At 46.1% G+C, this 19,118-nt stretch carries 16 protein-coding genes; 13 read left to right on the top strand and 3 right to left on the bottom strand.

What is annotated here, in order from left to right; translation table 11 throughout:
* Window positions 1–325: 325 nt before the first annotated feature.
* The 3 genes from BQ7480_RS14165 to BQ7480_RS14155 all read left to right on the top strand — a co-directional run bounded on the left by BQ7480_RS14165 (window position 326) and on the right by BQ7480_RS14155 (window position 4,850).
* On the top strand, window positions 326–505 hold the full coding sequence (locus BQ7480_RS14165; protein ID WP_072543375.1) for a hypothetical protein: 180 nt from the start codon (window positions 326–328) through the stop codon (window positions 503–505).
* Between the two features lie 150 nt (window positions 506–655).
* The gene (locus tag BQ7480_RS14160) at window positions 656–1,690 is read left to right on the top strand and encodes an AAA family ATPase (RefSeq protein WP_083581837.1); all 1,035 of its coding nucleotides are present in this window, start codon (window positions 656–658) and stop codon (window positions 1,688–1,690) included.
* Between the two features lie 31 nt (window positions 1,691–1,721).
* Entirely contained in the window at window positions 1,722–4,850 is a 3,129-nt protein-coding gene (locus tag BQ7480_RS14155; protein ID WP_072543374.1) for a type I restriction endonuclease subunit R, read from the top strand.
* Between the two features lie 22 nt (window positions 4,851–4,872).
* Here the strand turns inward: BQ7480_RS14155 and dinB are convergent, their stop codons facing one another.
* Window positions 4,873–5,973: a DNA polymerase IV gene (gene dinB / locus BQ7480_RS14150; protein ID WP_072543373.1), complete on the bottom strand. Its 1,101-nt coding sequence runs from the start codon at window positions 5,971–5,973 to the stop codon at window positions 4,873–4,875.
* Between the two features lie 129 nt (window positions 5,974–6,102).
* Here dinB and BQ7480_RS14145 point away from each other — a divergent pair, with 129 nt between their 5' ends.
* From BQ7480_RS14145 to glmM, 10 genes are all read left to right on the top strand, one after another.
* Window positions 6,103–6,666 (top strand): L-threonylcarbamoyladenylate synthase, encoded by a 564-nt coding sequence (locus tag BQ7480_RS14145; RefSeq protein ID WP_072544060.1) that lies wholly within the window; start codon window positions 6,103–6,105, stop codon window positions 6,664–6,666.
* A 12-nt stretch (window positions 6,667–6,678) separates the two neighbouring features.
* Window positions 6,679–8,478 carry a chloride channel protein gene (locus BQ7480_RS14140; RefSeq protein WP_072543372.1) on the top strand — a complete coding sequence of 600 codons (1,800 nt, stop codon included), beginning with the start codon at window positions 6,679–6,681 and terminating at the stop codon, window positions 8,476–8,478.
* A 16-nt stretch (window positions 8,479–8,494) separates the two neighbouring features.
* On the top strand, window positions 8,495–9,466 hold the full coding sequence (fmt, locus tag BQ7480_RS14135) for a methionyl-tRNA formyltransferase (protein ID WP_072543371.1): 972 nt from the start codon (window positions 8,495–8,497) through the stop codon (window positions 9,464–9,466).
* Window positions 9,467–9,642: 176 nt separating this feature from the next.
* Window positions 9,643–10,185 carry an RNA polymerase sigma factor gene (locus tag BQ7480_RS14130; RefSeq protein WP_072543370.1) on the top strand — a complete coding sequence of 181 codons (543 nt, stop codon included), beginning with the start codon at window positions 9,643–9,645 and terminating at the stop codon, window positions 10,183–10,185.
* A 3-nt stretch (window positions 10,186–10,188) separates the two neighbouring features.
* Window positions 10,189–11,493: a porin family protein gene (locus tag BQ7480_RS14125; RefSeq protein ID WP_072543369.1), complete on the top strand. Its 1,305-nt coding sequence runs from the start codon at window positions 10,189–10,191 to the stop codon at window positions 11,491–11,493.
* 69 nt (window positions 11,494–11,562) lie between these two features.
* Window positions 11,563–12,219 (top strand): ribulose-phosphate 3-epimerase, encoded by a 657-nt coding sequence (gene rpe, locus BQ7480_RS14120; RefSeq protein ID WP_072543368.1) that lies wholly within the window; start codon window positions 11,563–11,565, stop codon window positions 12,217–12,219.
* Window positions 12,220–12,309: 90 nt separating this feature from the next.
* Window positions 12,310–14,193 carry a ComEC/Rec2 family competence protein gene (locus BQ7480_RS14115; RefSeq protein WP_161946441.1) on the top strand — a complete coding sequence of 628 codons (1,884 nt, stop codon included), beginning with the start codon at window positions 12,310–12,312 and terminating at the stop codon, window positions 14,191–14,193.
* Between the two features lie 60 nt (window positions 14,194–14,253).
* Window positions 14,254–15,291, top strand: a complete 1,038-nt coding sequence (locus BQ7480_RS14110; RefSeq protein ID WP_072543367.1) for a DHH family phosphoesterase — start codon at window positions 14,254–14,256, stop codon at window positions 15,289–15,291.
* A 109-nt stretch (window positions 15,292–15,400) separates the two neighbouring features.
* Window positions 15,401–16,069: a BamK family beta-barrel-assembly machinery protein gene (locus BQ7480_RS14105; RefSeq protein ID WP_072543366.1), complete on the top strand. Its 669-nt coding sequence runs from the start codon at window positions 15,401–15,403 to the stop codon at window positions 16,067–16,069.
* A gap of 24 nt (window positions 16,070–16,093) precedes the next feature.
* Window positions 16,094–17,482 (top strand): phosphoglucosamine mutase, encoded by a 1,389-nt coding sequence (glmM, locus tag BQ7480_RS14100; protein ID WP_072543365.1) that lies wholly within the window; start codon window positions 16,094–16,096, stop codon window positions 17,480–17,482.
* A gap of 121 nt (window positions 17,483–17,603) precedes the next feature.
* Here glmM and BQ7480_RS17905 read toward each other — a convergent pair whose 3' ends face one another.
* Together BQ7480_RS17905 and hemW are read right to left on the bottom strand one after the other, a co-directional pair.
* On the bottom strand, window positions 17,604–17,762 hold the full coding sequence (locus tag BQ7480_RS17905) for a hypothetical protein (protein ID WP_154670767.1): 159 nt from the start codon (window positions 17,760–17,762) through the stop codon (window positions 17,604–17,606).
* A 75-nt stretch (window positions 17,763–17,837) separates the two neighbouring features.
* Window positions 17,838–18,971, bottom strand: a complete 1,134-nt coding sequence (gene hemW, locus BQ7480_RS14095) for a radical SAM family heme chaperone HemW (RefSeq protein WP_072543364.1) — start codon at window positions 18,969–18,971, stop codon at window positions 17,838–17,840.
* Window positions 18,972–19,118: the final 147 nt, after the last annotated feature.

Genomic DNA, 19,118 nt, shown 5'->3' with positions numbered 1-19,118 from the left:
GATTTCTGTAGAGAAAACGGAGATTCTATCGTAATATCCAAACCACTGAACGGATATGCTCCGTTTTTTATGGCGTTTTGTGGCGTTTTTAGCTGAAATGAACGGATATACTCCGTTTTTCAGGCACTTTTCAAGGCCAATTTAGCGGTAAAACTGGATGGATTAAGCCGTTCAGAGTGGGTGGGGATGCTCCGTTTTCGGCAGAATATATGCAAACTCCAGTGAAGGTGAATTACTTTATATTGGAAAAGGAGGAACTGCCTATACAGATGGTAATTTTACGGAACAACAATTAAAGAGGCGCATAAAGAACAAACAAGAAAATATGCGCAGAGAAGATTTTTTCATCAAGAAAATAAACGAAGACAAACGATTAAAAGTTTTATATATAGAATGGTTTATTATAGATGAGAAACTTTTTCTTCCAGCATATTATGAAGCTGCCTTAATTCAAGATTATTATTCAAAGCATTCCAAACTTCCTAAATGGAACAAAAAATATTGATAATTAATATATTGACTAGCCGTTATTAATCATCTCTTGAGAATATACTTGGAAGAGATATTGCAAAAGTCAACTATCCGAAAACTTCAGATAGTTTAGCGGAGAAAAATTACTATCTTTGCGATAGTCACTCCCCAATAACATCAAATTATGGACAAAATAGAAATAAAAGGATATAAGTCTTTCCGGAATCTGACACTTGACTTGCTTCCCATCAATATATTGATAGGTTCAAACGGATCAGGAAAAAGTAACTTCCTGTCCTTCTTCGAGTTTCTGAATCGACTATATGAACAAAAGCTCACGGAATATGTGGCACTGGGAGGAGGCATAGACAAATACTTCTTTCAGGGCAGCAAGGTTACGGATACGATTTGCGCCACAATTTATTTCAAAGATAATTTCTATTCATTTGAACTGAAAGAAGGAGACAATAGATTTGTTTTCTCTAAAGAAAAGCTGGGGTATCACAATTCGTCTTTTGATATAGCCAGTTTTGGGAATGAAGCCAATATCAAGTCGTATAACGGACTGTCAAGAGGTGAATACATCAAGAAATACCTGTCTGAGATAAAGAAGTATCATTTCCATGACACGGGCAAAAGCTCCCCGTTCACCAAAGAAAGTCACATTGTGAACGATGTGTATTATCTGTATGAGAAAGGGGAAAATCTGGCGGCTTTTCTGTATGGTATCCGAGAGAATTCTCCTATTACCTACAAACGGATTGTACGTGTCATTCAGAGCATTGCTCCTTATTTCAGCGATTTCTATTTCAACGTAAGCGCAGCCGATACGGTTCGTCTGCAGTGGACAGATAAATTCAGCTCGACCATTTACGGGCCGACGGACCTCTCCGATGGCACAGTGCGCTTCATTGCGTTGACAACGCTGTTCTTGCAACCTGTTCCACCCAAGGTTATTATCATTGACGAGCCTGAACTGGGACTGCATCCCTTGGCTATTCAGAAATTAGCCGGACTGATAAAATCGGTTGCGGCCAGAGGGACGCAAGTCATTGTTGCAACTCAAAGTGCGGACCTGATTACCAATTTCGATGCCGAAAATGTGATTACTGTCAATCAGGTTGAAGGTGTGTCAGTGATGGAAAGGCTAGATCTTGGCTTTAGAAATAGGACTGGAGACTATCAGAAAGAAATGTATTCTGTTCAACGAATGGATTGAACGGTTGGAAACTTGTTAAAACGGATGCGTCATGTCATTCACGGAAGATAATTACGAAAAAGCGTTGATAGCCCTTTTCGAACAGATGGGTTACCAGCATTTGTATGGGCCTGATATTGAGCGAGATTACTATGTACCATTTTATGAAGAGCAGCTGTTGACAAGTCTCGGCAATCTGAACAGAGGAAAGCCGCGGGCTGCCATACAGGAAGCGATAGCCAAACTGAAGGATATAGATACAGGGAGCCTGAACCAGAAGAACGAACTGTTCATGGACTATTTGCAACACGGCGTTGAGGTGTCGTACTTCGATGGAAAGGAGCAGCGCAACGACTTGGTGTATCTGATAGACTATGACCATACAGAACGAAATGATTTTCAGATTGTCAATCAATGGACATTTGTGGAACATTCGGAGAAACGGGCAGACCTCATTGTGTTTGTCAACGGACTGCCTCTGGTAGTGATGGAACTGAAATCACCTTCGAGGGAGGAAACGGATGCTTCGGAGGCTTATCGGCAACTGCGCAACTACATGCAGGAGATTCCTTCGCTGTTCGTCTACAATGTGTTCTGTGTGATGAGTGACATGGCCTGCTCGAAAGCTGGAACCATTACCAGCAAGGAAGATCGTTACATGGAATGGAAAACCAAGGACGGAGATTATGAAAGTACGGATTTTGCGGACTATGATACGTTTGTTGAAGGGATTTTCCAACGTGAACAGCTGCTGGACATCATCCGGAATCTTGTCTGCTTTTCAAAAGATGAAGCAGGGGCAGCTAAAATACTGGCGGCCTATCATCAGTATTTTGCCGTGAAGAAAGCCATCGAACGAACCAAAATTGCGGTACAGAATGACGGTAAGATTGGAGTTTTCTGGCACACCCAAGGTAGTGGAAAATCCTTGTCGATGGTGTTTTATGCTCATCTGTTGCAAAACGAATTGTCGCAACCTACCATCGTGGTGATTACTGACCGTAATGACCTTGACGACCAGCTTTATACACAGTTTGCCAAATGCAAAGATTTTTTGCGTCAGGAACCTGTACAAGCCAAAAGTCGTGAAGACTTGAAATCGCTGTTGGCAGGGCGTGAAGCTAACGGTATCATTTTCACCACCATGCAGAAGTTTGAAGAGTCGCCCGAACCGCTTTCTCTCCGAAAAAACATTGTGGTGATGACCGATGAGGCGCATCGTGGGCAATACGGTTTTGAAGAAAAGATCCGGATGACGAGAAACAAGAAAGGGGAAGAAGTGGCCAAACGGGTTATAGGTACCGCCCGGATTATTCACGATTGTTTGCCCAATGCCTCGTACATCGGCTTTACAGGTACGCCTATTTCTACAAAAGACAGGGATACGGTAGAAGTGTTCGGCAACTATATTGATGTCTACGACATGACACAGGCAGTGGCCGATGGAGCTACATGTCCTGTCTATTACGAATCGCGTGTGATTAATCTGAACCTGGATGAAGCGACCCTGAAAGCCATTGATGATGAATATGAACTGTTGGCCGACGAAGGGGCTACGGAGGAACAGATAGAGAAGAGCAAAAAGGAGATGTCGCATCTGGAAGAAATTTTAGGTGCCCCTGCTACTATTGATTCTTTGTGCCGTGATATATTGAAACATTACGAAGAAAACCGGCAATATGAGCTGACGGGTAAAGCTATGATTGTGGCTTATTCGCGCACGATAGCCATGCGCATTTATAATAAATTGCTAGAACTGCGTCCCGATTGGGGAGAAAAAGTGAAGGTGGTGATGACGGCCAGCAACAAAGATCCTGAAGAATGGCATGCCATCATAGGTAACAAACAATACAAAAAAGAACTGGCCAAGCGCTTCAAGGATAATGAGGACCCGATGAAGATTGCCATTGTGGTGGATATGTGGCTGACAGGATTTGATGTGCCGTCGCTGGCTACCATGTATGTGTACAAGCCCATGAGTGGGCACAACTTGATGCAGGCTATAGCACGTGTGAACCGGGTATTCAACGGTAAGGCGGGTGGATTGGTTGTGGATTATATCGGCATAGCCAAGGCTTTAAAGGAAGCTATGCATGATTACACCCGGCGTGACCGTAAAAACTTTGGTAATCCTGACATTAAAGAAACGGCTTTGCTCAAGTTTAAGGAGAAGTTGGAAATATGTCAGGATTTGTTTCATGGCTACGATTACAGCCGTTTCCGTACAGCATCAGATGCAGAGTGTGCCCAAATCATAAAAGGGGGTGTAAATTTTATCCTATCGGCTGAAAAGCAGGAGCAGCAACAGTTATTCTTGAAAGAAGCGATGTTGTTGCACAACTCTATTACATTGTGCCGTAGTTTGCTGGATGAACCGCAACGCTATGAAGCTGCATTTTTTGAAACCGTCCGTACCTTACTTTCACGGATGACAGGAAAAGGAAAAGTGTCTAAACGTGAAATCAATGCGCGTATTGGTGAGTTGCTCAAGCAAAGTGTCAAGAGTGATGGCGTAATCAATCTTTTCTCGGATGTCAAAGCGGAATTTTCATTGTTCGATACCACATTTTTGGAGGAGGTTTCCAAGATGAAAGAGAAGAATATTGCAGTCGAATTATTGAAAAGGCTCTTGGCCGAACGGGTTTCCTTATATCAGAAGACAAATATCGTGCAAGCAGAAAAATTCTCAGACCTGCTGAATCGTTCTTTATCGAACTATCTGAAAGGGTTGCTAACCAACGAAGAAGTGATACAGGAGCTCTTGACACTGGCAAAGGAAATTTCCTCGTCCGAATCGGCAGGGAATGATTTGGGACTTACGAGGGAGGAGAAATCTTTTTACGATGCCTTGACCAAGCCACAGGCTGTGCAGGATGTCTATACCAACGAGCAACTGGTGGCCATGACCAAAGAATTGACGGAAATTCTTCGCCAAAACCGTACGATAGACTGGCAGAAGAAGGAGTCGGCCCGTGCGGGTATGCGTAAAATGGTGAAGCGGTTGTTGAAAAAATACCACTATCCTCCTGAAGAAGCCGCTAATGCTCTTGAAACGGTGATACGCCAATGCGAGCAGTGGACGGATAATGACTCCACTATAAATGAACCGAAAGTGTATTACTTTGGTGGAGTTGATCATTCAATGGCAGCAGAAGAAGACGTAGAATATCATAAAAAGTAGTGTTTTTTAAGTTACGATTTGGTCATTCCTCTTTAAACTCCAGCTCCAGCTGGATGGGGCCGGAAGTGTGGGCTGTATCTCTTTCCTTTTCTTCCGGAGGATTGGACACAGACAGCCCTAGCAGGCGGATGGCATGCTGACTGTGGTCTACTCCTTTCAACAGCCGTTTGGCCAAAGGAAGAATCTCTTCCAGACGTTGCAGGGGGTGCTTGACACTGACACTGCGGGTGATTTGGGAAAAATCGTCGAATTTCACCTTCAAGGTGAGGGTGTTTCCCTTGAAATCTTTGGTTTTCAGCCGCTCGATGAGTTCACGCGCCACGTGATACAGCTCGATAATGAGGGCCATTTCGGCTGAGAGGTCTTTCTCCAGCGTGTGTTCGCAGCCGATGGACTTGCGGATGCGGACTGCTTCCACGGGGCGGTCGTCGATGCCGCGGGCGAAATTGAAATAAATGAGACCGTTCTTTCCAAACTGCCGTTGCAGCATTTCCAATGAACATTGGCGGAGGGTATCCCCGTTGTAGATGCCCAGCGTGTGCATCTTTTTGGCCGTGATGGGCCCCACTCCCCAGAAAGCTTCGATGGGCAGATGCCGGATAAACTCTTCGGCCTGGTCGGGATGAATGGTGCAGAGTCCGTCGGGCTTCCGGTAGTCGGAGGCTATCTTTGCCAGAAACTTGTTGTAGGACACCCCGGCTGAGGCTATCAGATGAAGGTCCTGGCGGATGCGCTGTTTGATTTCCCGGGCAATGTCTACGGCCAAGGGAATCCCTTTCTTGTTGTGGGTGACGTCCAGAAAGGCTTCATCCAGCGAAATGGGTTCGATGAGGTCGGTATATTCGTGGAAAATTTCGTGAATCTGTGCCGACACACTTTTGTACACCTCCATCCGGCCCTCCACGAAAATCAGCTGCGGGCACAGTTTCTTGGCCTTTTGAGACGACATGGCCGAACGTACCCCGAATTTGCGGGCCTCGTAGCTGGCGGCGGCCACTACGCCCCTTTTTTCCGCATGCCCCACCGCGATGGGTTTTCCTTTCAGCTCAGGATGGTCGCGTTGTTCGACCGACGCATAGAAGGCGTCCATGTCTATGTGAATGATTTTCCGTTCGGTATTCATGGGAGGGCTGATAGCTTTTCTGCAAAAAAACAAAACATTCTTGGGATATCCTAAAAATCATTTGTAATTTTGCTGTTTGTAAAATCGCTTTTGATGACTTTTTGACCACAAAAAACTAAAGATATTATGATGAAAGATGAAATTAAGAAAGCCTGCGAGGTGATGCAGAAGGGAGGAGTGATTCTCTATCCTACGGATACCGTGTGGGGGATAGGATGCGATGCCACGAACGAGGAGGCGGTGAAGCGCGTGTTTGAAATCAAGCAGCGTGCCGACAGCAAAGCCATGCTGGTGTTGGTGGACAGTCCGGTGAAAGTGGATTTTTACGTACAGGATGTGCCTTCGGTGGCATGGGATTTGATTGAAATGACGACCAAGCCGCTGACTATCATTTACGACGGGGCACGCAACTTGGCTTCGAATCTGATTGCTGCCGATGGCAGTGTAGGCATCCGTGTCACTTCGGAGGAGTTCTCCAAACAGCTGTGTTTCCGTTTCCGCAAGGCCATTGTGTCTACTTCGGCCAATATCAGCGGACAGCCGGCTCCGGCTGTATTCAGTGAAATCAGCGAGGAAATCAAGCAGGCTGTGGATTATGTGGTCGATTATCGCCGGGAAGAAACCGGACACCCGAAACCTTCCAGCATCATCAAGCTGGGCAAAGGGGGCGTAGTAAAGATTATTAGAGAATAAATAGTTCCTTTCATGAAAGTGGTAGATGAGAAAAACGGACTGCTGCAGGGGTTTCTTCATTGGAGGGAGAAACACATAAAAGACAAGCAGTTCGTCTTGATTTTAAGTTTCCTGGTAGGAATCTTTACGGCCTTGGCCGCTTTTTTGCTGAAATTTCTCGTGGAATACATCAAGGAGTTCCTGACAGAGAACTTCGATTCCACAGGTGTAAACTGGCTGTATTTGGTCTATCCGGTAGTGGGTATCTTCCTGACCGGACTGTTCATCCGCAAAGTGGTGCGCGATGACATCAGCCACGGTGTGACCAAAATCCTGTATGCCATATCGCGTAAGCAGAGCCGTATCAAGCGGCATAATGTGTGGTCTTCTATTTTTGCCTCTGCCATCACCATCGGTTGTGGTGGGTCTGTAGGAGCCGAAGCTCCGATTGTGCTGACAGGTTCTGCCATCGGGTCGAATCTGGGCAGTATTTTCCGCATGGACCACAAGACGTTGATGTTGCTGGTGGGCTGTGGAGCCGCCGGAGCCGTTTCGGGCATTTTCAAGGCCCCGATTGCGGGTGTGGTGTTTACGCTGGAAGTGCTGATGATTGATTTGACCATGGCTTCGTTGCTGCCTTTGCTGATTACCAGTGTGACGGCAGCTTCTGTGTCGTATCTGCTGACGGGTACGGAAGCCATGTTCCAGTTTCACCTGGATTATCCGTTCTCGCTGGAACGTATTCCCTATGCCATTGCATTGGGTATCTTTTGCGGTTTGGTGGCATGGTATTTCACCCGTTCCATGAACTGGATTGAGAATATTTTCCGCCGTTACAACAGCCCTTATGTGAAGTTTGTCATTGGAGGAGCGATGTTGAGTATTCTGATTTTCTTGTTCCCGCCGCTTTACGGTGAAGGATACGACACCATTTCGTTGTTGCTCAACGGAACCTCTTCGGCCGACTGGGATACGGTGATGAACAATTCTTTGTTTTATGGCAACTCCCATTTGCTGGTACTGTATCTGATACTGATAATTCTGTTTAAGGTATTTGCTTCCAGTGCGACGAATGGAGGTGGCGGTTGTGGTGGTATCTTTGCACCGAGTCTGTTTCTGGGCTGCATTGCCGGTTTTGTGTTTTCCTACGTCTGCAATGAGTTCCATTTGGGAGGAACCTACATTCCGGAGAAAAACTTCGCCCTGATGGGAATGGCCGGGCTGATGTCGGGTGTCATGCATGCGCCGCTCACCGGTATCTTCCTGATTGCGGAGCTGACCGGAGGATATGACCTGTTCCTGCCGCTGATGATTGTGTCTGTATGCGCCTACCTGACCATTATCGTATTCGAACCGCACAGTATCTACTCTATGCGTCTGGCTAAGAGTGGCGAGCTGATTACCCACCATAAAGACAAGGCTGCGCTGACCATGATGAGCATGGAGAGCGTGATTGAAACTGATTTCCAGGTGGTTCGTCCGGACATGGATTTGGGAGAGATGGTGAAGGCGATTTCCAAATCCGCTCGCAATCTGTTCCCGGTGGTCGATGTGCACAATGAGTTGCTTGGGGTCGTGATTCTGAACGATATCCGTAACATTATTTTCCGTCAGGAACTGTATCACAAGTACCATGTGGAGAATTTTATGGTGGCTCCCAAGGCACGTATCATTACCACAGACTCCATGGAGGACGTGATGGACAAGTTTGACAAGACTGGCTCCTGGAATCTCCCGGTGGTGGATGAAGACAACAAGTACATCGGCTTCGTGTCCAAGTCGCGTATCCTGTCGACGTACCGTCAGGTGATGGTGGATTTTTCAGCAGAATAAACAACAAACAAGAAATATGGAAAAGAAAGACTTACGAATCGTATATATGGGTACCCCTGAATTTGCCGTGGAAAGCTTGAAGCGCCTGGTGGAAGGGGGCTATCAGGTGGTAGGAGTCATTACGATGCCCGATAAGCCCATGGGGCGGCATGGAAGTGTTCTCCAGCCTAGCCCGGTGAAACAGTATGCCGTATCGCAGGGGTTGAGGGTACTCCAGCCGGAAAAATTGAAAAACGAAGAATTTCTGGAAGAACTGAGGGCCCTGAAGGCGGATTTGCAGATTGTCGTGGCTTTCCGCATGTTGCCGGAAGTGGTGTGGAACATGCCTCGTCTGGGTACGTTCAACCTGCACGCCTCTTTGTTGCCGCAATATCGTGGGGCAGCTCCTATCAACTGGGCTGTCATCAACGGAGAGACTGAGACCGGAATTACGACTTTTTTCCTGAAGCATGAAATTGATACCGGAGAGATTATCGATCAGGTGCGGGTACCCATTGCCGACACGGACAATGTGGAAGTGGTGTACGACAAGCTGATGAAACTGGGGGGCGACCTCGTGGTGAAGACAGTGGATGCCATTCTGGAGGGAAATGTCAAGACCATTCCGCAAGAGCAGCTGGCTACGGCTACGGAATTGCGTCCGGCTCCCAAAATTTTCAAGGAGACCTGCCGTATTGACTGGAATGCAGGGGTGAAGAAAGTGTATGATTTTGTGCGTGGGCTTTCTCCTTATCCAGCCGCGTGGACGGAATTGCATCAGGGAGAAGCGGCTCCCATGTCGTTGAAGATTTTTGAAACGGAAAAGGTGTTTACTCCTCATTCCTTGAAACCGGGAACGGTAGTGACGGATAAGAAAACTTATTTTCACATCGCTTCAACCGATGGCTTCCTGCGTGTGTTGTCGTTGCAGCTGGCCGGAAAGAAACGGATGGATGTGGCCGATTTCCTTCGCGGCTATCGCCATGTGGAAGACTCCTTCGTGGAATAAGAGAATCCCGATATAATATAAAGGTGGCAGTCGCTTACATTCTGCTACCTTTTTTTGTTTTTGCACGATGCATCTTTTTCTTTTAGTTAAAAACTTTTTAACAAGGATTTTATTCGGAAAAGGTGCAGTACTTTTGTGCATTCATCATTTATTAACCAAAGCACGATAAGCTGGATATGACGGAAGAAGAATTGGCATCGAAATGCAAGCTGGCAGACAACCAGGCTCGCAAGGAGTTGTACGAGCTGTATGGAGGCTCGTTGATGGCTATTTGTCTCCGTTATATTGGTGACCGGGAAGCGGCAGAGGACGTGTTGCATGATGGGTTTATACGGATTTTTCAATCAATCGGTCAGTTTACTTATCAGGGAAACGGGTCTTTGAAAGCATGGCTTTCGCGGGTGATGGTGAATGAGGCGTTAGGGTATTTGCGGAAGCAGAACCAGCTGGCCCAGCAAGAGGTATTGGTGGAACAGCTGCCCGATACGGAAGAAACGGACGATGGTATGGACGAGATTCCACAGTCGGTATTGATGAAAATGATTGCGGAACTTCCGGACGGATATCGCACGGTGTTCAACTTATATGTGTTTGAGGAAAAAAGTCATAAGGAAATTGCACAGATGCTAGGAATTACTGAGCATACGTCTTCTTCCCAGTTCTATCGGGCAAAGACCTTGCTGGCAAAGAAAATAAATGAATATAGAAAGAAATTATAGGCAATGAAGGACGAAAAAGAGTGGATTGATCATTTACGGAACCGGATGGAGGGATATTCGGAACCTCTTCCAGAAGGACTATGGGATACCTTGTCCAAAGAACTGGAGGTACGGAAAGCTCCTAAGGTGATTCCTATATGGAGACGCTGGCAAGCAGCTGCTGCGGTACTGGTTTTGTTGGCCTCTTCATTGACGTATTGGTTCTGGTCTTCGCCCAAAGCTGATTTCCAGAATCAGGAACTGGCTGCGGAAGTAGAAGATACTCCTTTGCCGGAACATGTCCCCAGCGCCATGGAAGAGCAGATTGCAGATGCCGAGAGACCGGAAATCCATCGTTCACAGCCTTCAGCCCTTTCTTCCTCTGTACGTTTGTTGGAGGTGCTTCCGGATACGCTGCATGAAGGGATAGCCGATTTGCCGTTGGAGGCAGTTTCCTCTGAGGAGAATCGGCAGATAAATGAGCCGGCAGAAAAACGGGAGCAGGCTGAAGAGAAGGTGCGGGCAGAGCAGGAACATACCCGACAATTACAGGCGCAACGGGTAGCAGACCGGAAACGGATGGAGCAGAATGCTGTGGCGGTAAAGAAGAAAGCGGATAAGTCATCGGGCTTTTCACTCGGAGTGGGAGCTGGAAATACACCCTATAGTTCGTTGAATACATTTGACGGAATGGGCAGCTTTGTGTCACGTTCTGCCTATTATACGGTTTCCGATGCCCCCATGTCTCCTACCGATAACGGCGGATTGGCCTATAGTCAGGTCTTATTGGAAAATGCCGTTCAGACTCCCCAGACCCGTGTGAAGCATCACATGCCGGTGACTGTCGGATTTTCGGTGGCCTGGCACTTTCATAAGGATTGGGCGCTGGAAACGGGGCTGAACTATACGTTGCTCTCTTCCGATATTCATTCTGGATCCAAGTCGTATGTCGAAGAAAGTCAGAAATTGCATTATGTGGGTATCCCCGTAAAATTGCATCGTTCTATATGGAAGAACAGCTGGCTTTCCATTTATGCGTCGGCAGGAGGCGAGGTAGAAAAATGTGTGTCTGGCAGACTGGAAACAGTGACGGTGACCAATGGAGGAAACCGCTTTTCTGAACAGACGTCATTGGATATTAATCCGTTGCAATGGTCGGTAGTTGCGGCTGCCGGGGCGCAAGTCAATTTTACTTCCCGGTTGGGACTGTATGTAGAACCGGGCATCGCCTATTACTTTGACGACCATAGCAAGGTAGAGACCATACGTAAGGAACATCCGTTGAATTTTAACTTGCAGCTGGGCTTGCGTGTGAATGTGAGCAAATAATATGGATTTATTGAAAAATATACTTACCTTTGTTGAAGGATAAATCAATCAGGCTAGTAAAAAATAACAATGAAAGACATGAAAGTAGCTCCCTCTTTGCTTTCTGCAAATTTTGCGGATTTGAAGAGTGACTTGGAAAAAATCAATCAAAGTGAGGCAGACTGGTTGCACCTGGATATTATGGACGGTGTGTTCGTGCCTAACATTTCGTTTGGTTTTCCAGTATTGAAATATGTGGCTGAGCTTAGTCAGAAACCCTTGGATGTGCATTTGATGATTGTGCAACCCGAAAAATTCATACCTGAAGTGAAGGCATTGGGAGCGATGATGATGAATGTACACTACGAGGCTTGCCCGCATTTGCATCGTGTGGTACAGCAGATAAAGGAGGCAGGGATGAAGGCTGGAGTGACGTTGAATCCGTCTACACCCGTCGCCATGTTGGAGGATATCATCACGGAGGTGGATATGGTGTTGTTGATGAGTGTCAATCCCGGATTTGGAGGACAGAAATTTATTCCGAATACATTCAAGAAAATTACGCAGCTGCGTGAGCTGATTGCCCGTTACGATGCATCGACTTTGATTGAAGTGGATGGAGGGGTCAATGTGTCGAATGCTCCTTTGTTGAAACAGGCTGGTGCCGATGTGCTGGTGGCTGGCAATGCCGTTTTTAAAGCACCAGATATGCTGGAGGCCATCCATCAGCTGAAAAATGTGAAATAAGGATTGGAAACTTCACCTTCTTGGATTACTTACCCTTTGTTCCGGTTGACGATATGTCTGGCAACCGGAATTTTTTTATTCGACAGTTTTTTGCCGGAAGGTGTTTCGTGGCCTTTGTGGGGTGGAATATGCTGTATTTTACTTTGCGTAGGATTGCTTCGTGTGTCCGCCTGGCGATGGCGCTGGCTTTTCGGCGGGGTGACCGGACTGGCTTTTTTCTTGTGGGGAGGATGTTCAGTCGTACATCAGAGAGAAAAGGTGGAGTATGTGTGGGAGGATGCTCCACAAGTTTACAAGGGGATTGTGGAGACTGTACCGGAAATCAGGGGAAAGACATGGCGTGCGGAAATCTATGTGGCAGGTAAACGCTTGGACGGAAGGAAATGGCAGAAGGTGGACCGGCGTGTGCTTTTGTCATGGATGCCGGATTCTGTGGCTGAACCGTTGGCGTGCGGGGACACTCTTTGTTTCTATGCGAAAATCTCACGTCCTTTTTCAGAAAAGGAACTGACCGGGTTCGATTATGGCGATTATTTGTTACGGAAGGGTATCAGTGGCACGGGCCTGGTATATGCGGGCAATTGGTATCGTGTGGGGAAGTCCCGATGGTTGACTTTCTCACAACGGGCACGGGTTTGTCAGCAAAAAGTGGTGGAGGTATATCGGAGCTGGGGACTGGATGAGGAAGTGCAGGCCGTGATTGCAGCACTGACCATCGGGGATAAAAGTGATTTAAGTACAGACTTAAAAAATGTCTATAGTGCGGCAGGAGCCAGTCATGTGTTGGCATTATCCGGCTTGCATGTGGGAATCCTTTCAGGGTTTCTTTTCCTCGTTTTTTATCCGTTGACTTATTGGAAACGATATGGACGCATGGTGAGGATGTTATTGGTGGTGACTTTATTGTGGGGATTTGCGTTCATTTCGGGACTGAGTTCATCGGTGATGCGGGCTGTGGTGATGTTCAGTTTGTATGCCTTTGCTTCCTGTTGTTCCGAGGAACGTTTTTCGGGAATCCATTCGCTGGTGCTTGCCGCGTTTCTGATGTTGTTGTACAATCCTTTCTTTTTGTTCGACCTTAGTTTCCAGTTGTCGTTTGCTGCTGTAGCTTCCATTTTGGCGTTTTATCCGTTGTGTACGCGAGGGGTTGTGATACAAAACCGTTTGTTTCGCTATTTATTTAATTTGCTTTGTTTGTCCGTGTCGGCTCAGGTGGGTACTTTGCCTTTCGTTCTGTTGTATTTTGGTACCTTTCCGACGTATTTTCTACTGGCTAACTTGGTTGTTTCTCCGTTGGCTGCCTGTATCTTGATTGTGGCGTTGCTGGCCTTAGGATTTTCTGCTGTGCCATGGGTTGGAAGTGGACTTGTAGGCTTACTGGATGGGGCGACCTCCTTTCTCAATGAAACCATGCGGATGGTGACACATTTTTCTGGTTCTCAGCTTACTTCGGTGTATCTGTCGGCTGGGCAGGCTTGTCTGTTGGCTGGGATTTTCATTTGTTTGTATCTTTGTTGGTCGGCTGGTTTACACCGTAAAGCCCGACACTGGATTTGCTTGTTAATGGCCTGTAATGTATTTGTAGCCTTGAGTGTTGGAATGTATTTTCAGGCAAAGCCGGAACGATTGTATTTTTCACGGGCGGAAATATATACCCGTAAAGGACATTGTGTTTCCACTCATACATCGGATTCGGGCTTGATACGCATTGGTGCATTGCGTGTAGGGCTGCTCAATGACGGACGCTGGAAGACCTGCAAGACATCTTGGCGTTTACCGCTGGATTACGCCTATATTTGTAGAGGGTTTAAAGGGGACCTGTCTCATTTGAACGACCTGTTTGAGTTGAAGATGGTGATTCTGGATGCTTCTTTGGGTGAAGGTTACCGGGAAATGTTGATAAAAGAATGTCAATTACTTAAAATATCTTATTCCGACCTGTCTGTGCGAGGTTCTTATTCCATAGAGCTCTAGTTTCTGAAAATAAATTTGTACTTTTGCTCCTTCAAAAAAGAATAGTTTAAGAAAAAGAATATGTTGTCAAAAGTGATTCTTCAGGCCAACATTGATAAGGTGGAAACCTATTTCGATCGGGCTGATAAAATAGTGATTGTCACGCATGTCTCTCCCGACGGTGATGCATTGGGCTCTTCACTGGGATTGTATCATTTCTTGTCGGTACATGAAAAGACAGTCAATGTGATTGTGCCGAACGCATTTCCTGATTTTTTGCGCTGGATGTCGGGTGCAAAAGACATTATCCGTTATGACAAATATGCAGAGTTTGCCGATAAACTGATAGCAGAGGCTGACGTAATCTGCTGCTTGGATTTTAATGCCTTGTCCCGCATTGACCAGATGGCGGATGCGGTAAGGGAGGCGCCAGGCCGGAAGGTGATGATTGACCATCATTTGAATCCGGAACCGTTTTGTCGGGTAACCATTTCCCATCCGGAAATTTCATCGACTTCCGAATTGATTTTCCGCTTGATTTGCCGGTTGGGATGTTTTGATGACATCACGCTGGAGGGAGCGGAATGTATCTATACCGGAATGATGACCGATACGGGAGGTTTCACTTATAATTCCAATAACCGGGAGATTTATTTTATTATCGGTGAGTTGCTGTCAAAGGGAATAGACAAAGATGAAATTTATCGGAAAGTGTTCAATACCTATTCTGAAGGCCGTCTCCGCCTGATGGGGTATGTGTTGTATGAGAAAATGCAGGTTTATCCGCAATTCCGTTCGGCACTGATTTGCCTTTCGAAAAACGAACAGAGCAAGTTCCAGTATGTGAAGGGTGATACAGAGGGATTTGTAAACATGCCGCTTCAAATGAAAGGTATCTGTTTTTCCGTGTTCCTGCGGGAGGATACGGATAAAAATATGATTAAAGTGTCGCTTCGTTCGGTAGGAGCATTCCCTTGTAACAAAGTGGCTGCAGAATTCTTTAATGGAGGTGGCCATCTGAACGCGTCGGGTGGAGAGTTCTATGGCAGCATGGACGAAGCCATTGAATTGTTTAAACAGGCACTGGTGAAATATGAAAGCCTGTTATTGAAAAATTGATGTGAAAATTTTATTCTTGAACAATATTAGACATAATTGGGTAAATTAGAGGGAATGTTTGGGGACATTTTACTACATTTGCCTTTGTAAAAAGATATATACAGGTAATATGAAAAAGAACAATTTGCTCTTGGCTGTAGTGGGCCTGATGATGTTTGCCTTGCAAAGCTGTAACAATGGAAAGACGTACGCTGAAATGAAGGAAGAAGAGGCCGATGCCATCAATAAGTATATTTTGGAGAACGACATCAAGGTGATTTCGGAAGCGGATTTTGCAGCGCAGGACTCTACTACCAAAGAGAATGAATATGTGCTGCTGGATGAAAGCGGGGTTTACATGCACGTGGATAACCGTGGACCGGGTAAGGAAGTGCTGGGCGACGGAACCTATGACATGGTGGCCCGTTTTGTGGAAGTGGCTCTACAGACAAGAAGCGATTTGGGTATGACGGCCGGAGACACCCTGCTGGCTAACATGCACGTGGCCAATCCTTCTTATACGATTAATGGAGAGGATTTTAAATTGACCATTAGTGGCGAATCTTATTCCGCTTCATTTACTCGCAGTGATGACTATAGTATGTATGGGACGTATGGCACGGTAGCTGTACCTTCAGGGTGGCTGATTCCTTTGCGTTATTTGAAGCCGGGACGGACAAATGACTCAGAGAAGATTGCACGTGTGAAACTGATTGTGCCGCACAGTGAGGGAACTTCTTCTGCTACCCAGTCAGTATACCCTTGCTTTTATGAACTGACCTATAACATGACAAGATAACCTAAATAACTAAAACCTTTATTTATGACACTTATTAAATCTATTTCCGGTATTCGTGGTACGATAGGCGGCCATGCCGGTGAAGGATTGAATCCTTTGGACATCGTGAAATTCACTTCTGCCTATGCGACCCTGATTCGGAAGACGACTACCCTCAAAACCAATAAGATTGTAGTAGGACGTGACGCACGTATCTCAGGTGAGATGGTGAAAAATGTGGTTTGTGGTACATTGATGGGAATGGGTTTCGATGTGGTGAACATCGGACTGGCTTCTACTCCTACCACAGAACTGGCGGTGACAATGGAAGGAGCTTGCGGTGGAATTATTCTGACTGCAAGTCATAATCCAAGACAATGGAATGCCCTGAAGCTGTTGAATGAACATGGCGAATTTCTGAATGCAGCCGAAGGAAACGAAGTGTTGCGCATTGCTGCTGCCGAAGAATTTGAATTTGCAGATGTAGACCATATCGGTAAATATCGTGAGGACAATACATACAACCAGAAGCATATCGACAGTGTGCTTGCGTTGAAGCTGGTGGACGTGGAAGCTATCCGTAAGGCTAATTTCCGTGTAGCTATCGACTGCGTGAACTCAGTAGGAGGTATCGTACTTCCCCAATTGCTGGAACAATTGGGTGTGCAGCATGTGGAAAAACTGTATTGTGAACCGACGGGTGATTTCCAGCACAATCCCGAACCGTTGGAAAAGAACTTGGGCGACATCATGGGATTGATGAAAAAGGGTACTTGTGACGTGGCTTTCGTAGTAGACCCGGATGTAGACCGCTTGGCCATTATCTGTGAGAATGGGGCGATGTACGGAGAAGAATATACGTTGGTCACTGTAGCGGACTATGTGTTGAAACACACTCCGGGTAATACGGTATCCAACTTGAGTTCTACCCGTGCGTTGCGTGATGTGACTCGTAAGTATGGCATGGAATACAATGCTTCTGCGGTAGGCGAAGTCAATGTGGTTGCCAAGATGAAAGCGACTCATGCCGTGATTGGTGGAGAAGGAAACGGTGGAGTCATTTATCCGGAATCTCATTACGGACGGGATGCCTTGGTCGGTATCGCTCTGTTCCTGAGCCATCTGGCACATGAAGGAAAGAAGGTGAGCGAACTGCGTGCTACTTATCCGAACTATTTCATTGCCAAGAACCGCATTGATTTGACTCCGGAAACGGATGTCGATGCAATTCTGGCGAAGGTGAAGGAATTGTACAAGAACGAAGAAATCAATGATATTGACGGAGTGAAGATTGATTTCCCGGACAAGTGGGTGCACCTCCGCAAGAGTAATACGGAACCGATTATCCGTGTGTATTCGGAAGCTTCTACCATGGAAGCGGCAGAGGAATTGGGCAAGCAGATTATGGATATCGTGTACAGTCTGGCCAAATAAGGGGGCTTTATACGTTTATTAAGCAATAAGAGGAATCCCGGAACGAGGTGGAAGTGGTACTTCCGTCTTCTTCCGGGATTTTTTTGTAAGTTTGAATGAATAAGAAGTTGTTTTGTGTGATTTATTTCTTTTCCAACGTGATTTGAGGTGTAGAATGGGTGGGTTGGGAGTGTGACTTTTCATTGTTTTCCATCGGATGGGAATCAGATTTGTTTTCCTGAGGAAAGTCCGGAAGGAACAACGCGTAAAAGAAAGGCAGAATTACTTTTTGAGTTTCCATGACATTTGTTTTTAGGGGTTTGTTATGAAAACGCAGAAGTGTGGTAAATCCCCTACAGAAAGAGTGTTAAAAAATCTAATCTTCCACCCAAAGCAGGTCGCTCATAATTCCATCGGAGATAAATATCCCCTTTTCGGTCAGTTTCAGGATATGATGGTCCCAAGTCAGCAGGCCTTGTTTCAGATAAGACGAGGCCATACGCATACAGTAGTTGTATAAAGTTTCACCAAATACATTTTTCAATAGCTCGGTAGGGATTCCATAAGCTGTACGCAGGCGGGTGATGACAAAGTCGTTGTAGCGGGTATAGAGATCAAGCTCTTCTTTCTCCTGGCAGGGTGTTCCCTGTTGGATACCTTGTATATATTGGGAAAGGGAGGCCACATTCCATTGGCGGGAGATGCCGTTGTATGAATGGGCGGAAGGCCCGCATCCTAAGTATTTTTTGCCCGTCCAGTAACTTGAATTGTGGCGTGAATAATACCCAGGTTGGCAGAAGTTGGATATCTCATAATGTTCGTATCCATGGGCTTTTAAGGTATGAATCAGTTCCTTGAACAAGGATACGCTCAAGTCCTCGTCGGTTTCTTCCACTTTGTGCGCTTCTTTCAGTTTCCACAGGGGGGTACCTTCTTCATAAATCAGGTGATAGGCAGAAATATGCTCCGGGTGCATATCGATGGCTGTTTGCAGGTCTTTCTGCCAGTCTTCCAGTGTTTCACCGGGTAGTCCGTACATCAAGTCGATGCTGATGTTCTGAAATCCGGCTTCTCGACAGCACTGGTATGCTTGTTGAGCCTGGGCGGCTGTATGCCGGCGATGCAACAGGCGGAGGGTGTCTTCCTTGAAAGTCTGTATGCCCATGCTCAGTCGGTTGAAAGGAAGTTTGCGGAGCATCTTCACGTATGCTGGTGTCAAATCGTCTGGATTGGCTTCGAGTGTGATTTCAGCTTCAGGGTTTACAGTATATACCTTATATATATGGTCGAACAGCTGGGCAAAATCTTTTTCTTCCAGTTGGGAAGGGGTACCCCCTCCAAAGTAAATGGTATCTATGGCTTCTCCACTTAGGTAGTCTTTCCGGAGTTCCAGTTCTTTGACGAGGGCTTGAATATAGGCCTCTTTCTTTTCATTTTCAGTAGTGGAAAAGAAGTCACAGTAAATGCAACGTCGTTTGCAGAAGGGGATATGAAGATAGATTCCAGCCATAAACAATTAACTGTAAGAATTGGTTTTGCGGGTGTAAATATACGGATAATTTGGGGAGGACGGAAGAAATTTCGGATTACTATGTCTGAAAACATAGTTTAGTAACACGAAACTTTTTATTGTTTTTCTGAATTATAATCTCTAATT

The sequence above is a fragment of the Bacteroides mediterraneensis genome, from assembly GCF_900128455.1.
GTDB lineage: Bacteria > Bacteroidota > Bacteroidia > Bacteroidales > Bacteroidaceae > Phocaeicola > Phocaeicola mediterraneensis.
This window is presented reverse-complemented; position numbering and strand designations above follow the sequence as displayed.

Excerpts from the sequence above, each read along its gene's own strand:
- BQ7480_RS14165 (WP_072543375.1), top strand. The coding sequence starts at position 326 with ATGCGCAGAGAAGATTTTTTCATCAAGAAAATAAACGAAGACAAACGA.
- BQ7480_RS14160 (WP_083581837.1), top strand. The coding sequence starts at position 656 with ATGGACAAAATAGAAATAAAAGGATATAAGTCTTTCCGGAATCTGACA.
- BQ7480_RS14155 (WP_072543374.1), top strand. The coding sequence starts at position 1,722 with ATGTCATTCACGGAAGATAATTACGAAAAAGCGTTGATAGCCCTTTTC.
- dinB (WP_072543373.1), bottom strand. The coding sequence starts at position 5,973 with ATGAATACCGAACGGAAAATCATTCACATAGACATGGACGCCTTCTAT.
- BQ7480_RS14145 (WP_072544060.1), top strand. The coding sequence starts at position 6,103 with ATGAAAGATGAAATTAAGAAAGCCTGCGAGGTGATGCAGAAGGGAGGA.
- BQ7480_RS14140 (WP_072543372.1), top strand. The coding sequence starts at position 6,679 with ATGAAAGTGGTAGATGAGAAAAACGGACTGCTGCAGGGGTTTCTTCAT.
- fmt (WP_072543371.1), top strand. The coding sequence starts at position 8,495 with ATGGAAAAGAAAGACTTACGAATCGTATATATGGGTACCCCTGAATTT.
- BQ7480_RS14130 (WP_072543370.1), top strand. The coding sequence starts at position 9,643 with ATGACGGAAGAAGAATTGGCATCGAAATGCAAGCTGGCAGACAACCAG.
- BQ7480_RS14125 (WP_072543369.1), top strand. The coding sequence starts at position 10,189 with ATGAAGGACGAAAAAGAGTGGATTGATCATTTACGGAACCGGATGGAG.
- rpe (WP_072543368.1), top strand. The coding sequence starts at position 11,563 with ATGAAAGACATGAAAGTAGCTCCCTCTTTGCTTTCTGCAAATTTTGCG.
- BQ7480_RS14110 (WP_072543367.1), top strand. The coding sequence starts at position 14,254 with ATGTTGTCAAAAGTGATTCTTCAGGCCAACATTGATAAGGTGGAAACC.
- BQ7480_RS14105 (WP_072543366.1), top strand. The coding sequence starts at position 15,401 with ATGAAAAAGAACAATTTGCTCTTGGCTGTAGTGGGCCTGATGATGTTT.
- glmM (WP_072543365.1), top strand. The coding sequence starts at position 16,094 with ATGACACTTATTAAATCTATTTCCGGTATTCGTGGTACGATAGGCGGC.
- BQ7480_RS17905 (WP_154670767.1), bottom strand. The coding sequence starts at position 17,762 with ATGGAAACTCAAAAAGTAATTCTGCCTTTCTTTTACGCGTTGTTCCTT.
- hemW (WP_072543364.1), bottom strand. The coding sequence starts at position 18,971 with ATGGCTGGAATCTATCTTCATATCCCCTTCTGCAAACGACGTTGCATT.